Origin of the sequence: Paenibacillus forsythiae T98, assembly GCF_000520735.1 — a bacterium.
In the GTDB taxonomy this organism is placed as follows: domain Bacteria; phylum Bacillota; class Bacilli; order Paenibacillales; family Paenibacillaceae; genus Paenibacillus_AQ; species Paenibacillus_AQ forsythiae.
In genome coordinates, this window is record NZ_ASSC01000273.1 from 1 (window position 1) to 6,664 (window position 6,664).

Annotated in this window: 5 protein-coding genes and 1 pseudogene; all 6 read right to left on the minus strand. The window is 53.5% G+C overall.

From position 1 onward, the window contains the following. Window positions 1–81: 81 nt before the first annotated feature. Window positions 82–1,623 (minus strand): lipopolysaccharide biosynthesis protein, encoded by a 1,542-nt coding sequence (locus L692_RS0109115; RefSeq protein WP_025699183.1) that lies wholly within the window; start codon window positions 1,621–1,623, stop codon window positions 82–84. Window positions 1,624–1,716: 93 nt separating this feature from the next. Continuing rightward, on the minus strand, window positions 1,717–2,772 hold the full coding sequence (locus L692_RS0109120) for a glycosyltransferase family 2 protein (protein ID WP_025699185.1): 1,056 nt from the start codon (window positions 2,770–2,772) through the stop codon (window positions 1,717–1,719). 37 nt (window positions 2,773–2,809) lie between these two features. Next, window positions 2,810–4,081 (minus strand): glycosyltransferase family 4 protein, encoded by a 1,272-nt coding sequence (locus L692_RS0109125; protein WP_025699187.1) that lies wholly within the window; start codon window positions 4,079–4,081, stop codon window positions 2,810–2,812. A 58-nt stretch (window positions 4,082–4,139) separates the two neighbouring features. Continuing rightward, window positions 4,140–5,156 (minus strand): glycosyltransferase family 2 protein, encoded by a 1,017-nt coding sequence (locus L692_RS30570; protein ID WP_025699189.1) that lies wholly within the window; start codon window positions 5,154–5,156, stop codon window positions 4,140–4,142. A gap of 326 nt (window positions 5,157–5,482) precedes the next feature. Further along, the gene (locus L692_RS0109135) at window positions 5,483–6,385 is read right to left on the minus strand and encodes a LysR family transcriptional regulator (RefSeq protein ID WP_025699190.1); all 903 of its coding nucleotides are present in this window, start codon (window positions 6,383–6,385) and stop codon (window positions 5,483–5,485) included. Window positions 6,386–6,415: 30 nt separating this feature from the next. Further along, window positions 6,416–6,664 (minus strand): annotated as a pseudogene (locus L692_RS32570) (NADPH-dependent oxidoreductase); the annotation flags it as partial.

Consider the following 6,664-nt stretch of genomic DNA (forward strand, 5'->3'; position numbering starts at 1 on the left):
GCAAGCGGGCCGGGGTGCTTAACGCACCGGCAAAAAAGCGCCGAAGCCGCAAGGCCGGGCGCTTTTCCCTTTTTTCACCTGTTACTGCGAGCCTCCTTGCGCGGCCGGCTTCTTGCCCAGCCTGAACCGTGAGGTCACCTTCCTTGCAAGCCCGGGCAGAACCGCGAACCCGCCCTTTTCAAACAAGGCGTTGACCGTAAAATACAGGGGGAAGATCAGCGCAGACAGCACAAGCCCCCATACAATCAGGGAAAAGAAAGAATGAATGGGAAGCTTGACGCTTTCCACAACCAGAAGAGTGAAGATGAACAACGCAATATTCGCCCCCCACTTTCGCAGCGTGATCCAGGGACTGCGCTCCAGAAGCCTCCGGTTGGAATAAATAATCATATCCAGCGACCGGTAGAGAAGCGCCACAATCGTGCCCATCAATACGCCGTAAATGCCGAACAACAAGACAAATCCGATGGAGCAGACGAGATTGATCACCGATTCCAGAATCGACCTTCCCTGCGTGCTGCGGAAATGACCGGCAATTTCGATTACAGCATCCGCCGGAGTCCGGGCGTTAATCAGGAGCTTGGCCGCCGCGAACAGCAGAGGAAGCAGATAATCAATGTAATTCATGTCCTTGATCCCGGCCGTGTACAGCCCCATGAAAGGCAGAATCAGGATCGTGACCATGCTGATAATCGCAAAGATGAAGCCGATGTAATACGTCTCGTACATATTGTACATCTTCATGAACTTCGCCCGGTTGTCGAAATAGCTCTGACCCAGCGCGAACTTCAGGCTGCCGCTAAGCATTTGCACGAGATTGTCCACAAAGTTGAACACCATATTGTACAGAACGTAGATACTGACAACCTTCAGATTGGTGAAGACGGTCAGCACCAGAATATCCGTATTTCGGAAAATCAGGTATGACAGCTCGTGAACAAGCGCGGAGTTCTTCTGGCTGATCGCCGCATAATCGGGCTTCCGGTTCAGATCAATCCATTTGTAATACTTGCGGATATACAGCCGATACACGACAATTTGCAGCAGCATGACGATGAAATAAACCGCTTGCACCGCTATAATATCAAAGCCTTGAAGCAGCAGCAGGATACGGACCAGGCTGTTGACGATATTGGCAATCATGACAACCGAGGATTCGATATAGCTCTTTCCTTCAGCAATCAGCAGCACCCTGAACTTCCCCTGGAAATAATAGTTGACCGCCCCGCCCAGCCCGCTGAGCGCCACCACTGCCATTACCGTAAGCGCGTCAAACCCGGATTCAATCACAAACGGATAAACGAGCGCAATCAGAATAACCGCGGCAAAATAGTAAAGACCCGTTTTCTTGTAATAAATGGAGGTTGCAGCCAAAATGTCATTGATTTTGGAACGGTCGTTCTGCCCGATCGGACGGTACAGCGCCTGGATGGAGGCGGCGCCGACGCCGGCTTCCAGCAGAGACAGATAGGCGATAATCTGCGTAATAGAGGCGACGAGTCCATTGGCTTCCGAACCGTAATTCAGCATAATCAGCCTGGGAATAAAGAAGCTGAGTGCAATGGTAACCAGCTGGCTGAGTAAACCGATGGAAACATTAAGAATGCTGCGTTTGGCTATCATACCGTTCCTCCTTTTGAGTGATTCTAAAGTTGCCGCGTGAACCGGATCATTCAATCACGCTTATGATGGAATGGCTGCCCGTACGCTTTTGCGTTATGCCGCCGCGTGGCGGAGTCTGGAGCGAATTCCGGCCTTAATCCGTATAGCCGCCTGCCGGAATCCAAGGAGCGCCAAATACAGCTCCGGAGCGATCAGAAAGGAACGGATTTGCACATTTACTCTGCCGTGCTCTTTGATTTGGCGCTTCATGACCAGACGCATCTCTTCATTCAAACGGGGATAGTGCTTGTCGATATCCTGGAGCAGCGCGCGGATCGATACATTGCCGGTGCTTCCAAGACAGGTCTTCAGATTGTAAAAATAGTTCTCAAGCATATGGCGGGAGAGCAGGGTATCCCGGACATCCTCCAGCTCCGGACGCCCTCTCATTACCTCCGCCGCACGCTTGAAAGCATCCGCATAATCAAACTTTTTGACATTATAGACGCTTGAGATAGACGTGCTCCGCTGGAGATAGAAGGACAGCACTTTTTCAATAAAGACCACATTGGACGCCCGCGCCAAAGCCTTGAACGTGTACTCCTGGTCCTCCCCGTTAATGCAGCCTGCCGCGTAGGCAACCCTGCCTTCCTCCAGCATCGCCTTGCTGTAAGCGGCGCTCGCCGTCCAAATCCGCATCGTCCGCTCCACCAATATCCGCCGCAGCGCATCCTCGCCCGACATTTTCTCCGGAAGCCCGCGAATATCCCGGTAGAAATCATAAATCTGCTTGCCGTTCTCATCGACCAGCAGCCATTTCCAGCATACAATGTCGGGAGCCCCGTCCTCCACAGCGCGGACAAAAGACTCGACCATAGCCGGGTCCACATGATCGTCGCCATCCAGAAACATAACGTAGTCTCCAAGCGCTTCCTCTACGCCCTTGTTTCTGGCCGCGCTGACGCCGCCATTCGGCGTGCGGATCAGCCGGCAGTTGGTGAGCTTTCCCCGGTCGATAAAGTCCTGAACCGCCTGCCCCGTTCCGTCAGTGGAGCCGTCATCAACGACAATCGTCTCAAATTCCTTGCTCGTCTGTCCTGCCAGCGACTCCAGTGTATGGCCGATATGCCCTTCCACATTGTACGCCGGAATGATTACGCTAAGCTTCATTAAGCTCTCCTCCTCTTGACGGTCATCGGATATCCGCTTATTTATGTCCGGCCAGAACCGCCGGTTTGAACTTTACGCCGCTGTCGTCGCCCACACTGTCCGTGAACAGCGCGCTCAGCTTGGCGCCGATAATCTCCTCGGAATATTGGCTGCGGACAATATCGAGCGCCCGGCCACCCATCTCCGAGCGGGCATCCGGGTCCGACAGCAGCTTGCGAAGCGCCTCGGCCAGCCGGAGGGGATCGAGATTCTCCGCAAGCAGCCCGTTCTCCCCGTCCCGGATCAGCCCTCTGACGCCCATCACATTGAAGGCCACGGCGGGCAGCCCGCAGGCGCCGGCTTCCAGAAGAACAAGGGGCAGTCCCTCATAGCGTGAAGGAAGCACAAACAGCTCGCAGGCGTTGTAATAGTGCCTCAATTCGTTTTTGTCGCGCACCGAGCCGAGCAGGATGATCTTGTCCTCCAGACCGGCATCCGAAATCCGCTTCCGCAAATCCTGCTCATCCGGCCCGCTCCCGGCGATCAGCACCTTCAGCTCGGGAAAATCCTTCAGCGTCCTGACCGCCTCGACGAGCAGAGAATGCCCTTTTTGATGCTCGTCCAGCCGTCCGACCGTAATGATATATCGCGCATTATCATCAAGGCCCAAAGCCCGGCGCGCTTCCTCCCGGTCCTCCCGGTGGAAGATGGAGCGGTTGACGAAATTCGGAATGATCCGGATGCGGTCTTTCATCCCGGGCAAAGACGACAGCATGCTGCGGTGCTCATCCTCGTTGAGCGTCGTCAGATAGGCGGCCTGCCGCAGAGTCCGTTTCTTGATCGGCAGCAGGAACCCCGGTATGCTTCCGCCGTGATACGCGGCAATGATGGGGATCTTGGCGGATTTAGCAACAGCGGCCAGCCGTTCAAATCGCCCCGAAGCGTATTCCTGCGCATAGATGACGTCGATGCCGTCGTCCTTCAGCATTTGCGCAAGGTCAGGCTGAATGGTGGAGATATACTGGGAGACAAATTTGAGGACAGGCGTCCGCTGCGAGAACGGAATCCGGTCATACAGACGGTACGGGGTATTGACCGGTATGAACTTCACCGTACAATCGACGACTTTATGGCGGTAGGTGCGGGCCTTGCTGCCGGTCTTCGTGAAATTGTAGATAGTTGTTTCAATCCCGTGCCTCCGCAGCAGACGGGCATAATCGAACGAGAAATCATTATGATAGGATTCGACATACTCTCGCTCGCTGATGCCGAGCCCCTTCACGAAGAAATCTTCGAAGCAGTTGGTATGCATGAAAATTCCGATATGCATCACAGGTTCCTCCCCGGTAAATAAGAATGCGTGACCGAACCGGCGTTTCACGGGCAATCTACATCAGACTCTGATTCTTCTCTTTGCGGAACGGAAAGATCAGCGTGCTGTACAGCAGGCTGTAAAACGCTTCGCTGGTCGACAGGATCAAAGCGGCCATTTTCAGCTTCAGTCCGACCTGCTTGGCGCCCATGATTACGGAGAGATTCTCCCGCAGGAACTGTTTGATCTTGTCGACATCCTGGCTGTGATCGAGCCCGTCTTTTTCCCGAAGCAGGAAATTGTACAGCTCCATGGCTTCGTTGATTACGATGTTAGCGGCCCAGCCCCAGGCATTCGCATCGATTTTGTCCCGGTACTGGCTTCTGATCTTATCGTATTTCTCATAAGCGCCGGCGAATTTATCCTGCAGCTTTTTCAGATTTTTGCTGCCCGTAATGCTCTCCTTCCGGCTGATGTAATAGTATTTGGGCATGTTCACCAAAGCGACCTTTGAGGCCTGCATGAACAATTTATAGGTGGTCGGAGTATCTTCGTAGTAAGCGCCGACGGGATAATGCACGCTGCGGAACAGCTCCTTCTTGTAAAGCTTGTCCCAGGCCAGGTTCTTAATCCGCACATCCGTCAGCAGCTCGCTTAACCCCTCCACATGACCCAGCACGGACGGGTAGCCGTCGAAGTTGTTTATCCGGGACAGTTCGCCGTCGACCACCCAATAATGACAGCATACGGCAATATCCGCTTCATGCAAGATCAAGGAGTTGTACAGCGATTCGTACATGTCTTCGGCAATCCAGTCATCCGAATCGACAAAGCCGATATATTGGCCCTCTGCGGCATTGATTCCCCAGTTTCTGGCGTCGGACAATCCGCCGTTCGGCTTGTGAATGACCTTGACCCTCGCATCCATGGCCGCGTAGCTGTCGCAAATGGCGGGACAATTGTCGGGAGAGCCGTCATCGACCAGGATCAGTTCGAAGTTCTCGAAGCTCTGTGCCAGAATCGAATCCACACATTTATGGATATAGTTCTCCACGTTATACACAGGCACGATTATGCTGATTTCCGGTTTCATCGAAGCAGTCACCCCTTAAGTTTATGAATAAAAATCAAGCGGAAAGCTCACGTTCGGACAGATTTCGATTCACTTACACCAAATATATTTATCGCCTGGAAAAAGGTCAATGCACTTTCAGAAAACATAGAAAAAATGGCTCTAACGTAGTAGACGGGGGTACGCTTGAAGAGGGGGAAGCGGAATCCAATATCACCATGGCTCTTCTACCGGGGGACGGGAATTTGGCAGGAAGCAAGAAATATCCCAAAATTTTCATACCTATTATAAAAAGGACATAAAAAAGGAGGAATCCAGCCCATTCGGCGGATTTCCTCCTATACAAATTACTCGGCGGTTGCCTTCTTCAATTCCTCCACATAAGCAAGGGCCAGCTTCGAAAGAGCAGTGTCCTTGTGGCAGATCCAGCCGACATTGATGCTTTCGCCGCAATCCAGCGGAACAGGAATAATTTCATTGCCGTTCAGGTCCGCGCTCAGCACCCCGGTAGAAATGGTGTATCCGTTCAGCCCGATGAGCAGATTGAACAGCGTCGCCCTGTCGTTGACCCGAATGCTCTTTGGATGCGAGAGCGTGCTTAAAATTTCCTCCGAGAAGTGAAAGGAATTGTACTCCCCTTGTTCAAAGGACAAATAGGGGTATTCGTGAAGCTGGTCTATCGTTACGAGAGACTGCTTGGCAAGCGGGTTGTGGATGCTGATAAAAATATGCGGTTTCGCCGTGAACAGACTGTTGAACACAAGTCCCGCGTCTTTCAGCAGCCTGCCCATCACTTTGGCGTTGAATTCGTTCAGATACAGAATGCCGATTTCGCTGCGGAGACTTTTGACATCCTGAATGATTTCGTAGGTCTTCGTCTCGCGGAGCGCCAGCTCGTATTCGTCCTGCCCGTACTCGCGGACCAGGTTCACAAAGGCATTGACCGCAAACGCGTAATGCTGGGTGGAGACGGAGAAATGCTGCGGGGACGGCTTCGCGCCAAGATACCGGTTCTCCAGCAGTTCTGCCTGCTCGACCACCTGCCGGGCATAGCTCAGGAACTCCGCGCCCTCCTTCGACAGCGAGATGCCTTTGTTGGTCCGCTCAAAGATCGTAATCCCGATCTCATCCTCCAGATCGCGGATCGCATTCGACAGGCTCGGCTGGGAAATGAACAGCCGCTTCGCCGCCTCGTTCATCGAACCGCGGCCCGCCACCTCGATCACATATCTCAGTTGTTGTAGTGTCATCGATGCGTTCCTTTCCTCCGGGCTTAAGGGTTACTCCTCCTTGAGGTTGCCACAGGTAAAGCCCTGCTCTTTCAGCGTTCGCTTCGCGTCGCCGTATTCCGGGTTGGCGGCGAAGAAGGACGCTACCCGGCTGGTCCAGTCCCTCGCCTCCAGCCCAGCCTCCTTCAGCAACTGGCGCTGGGCCTCGTTGATCTCTCTCAGGTAACCGATCTGATCCGGATTATAGCTCTCTTCATGCCATACCGCGCCAAGCGGAAGCCGGGGCTGCTTCGGCGGGGG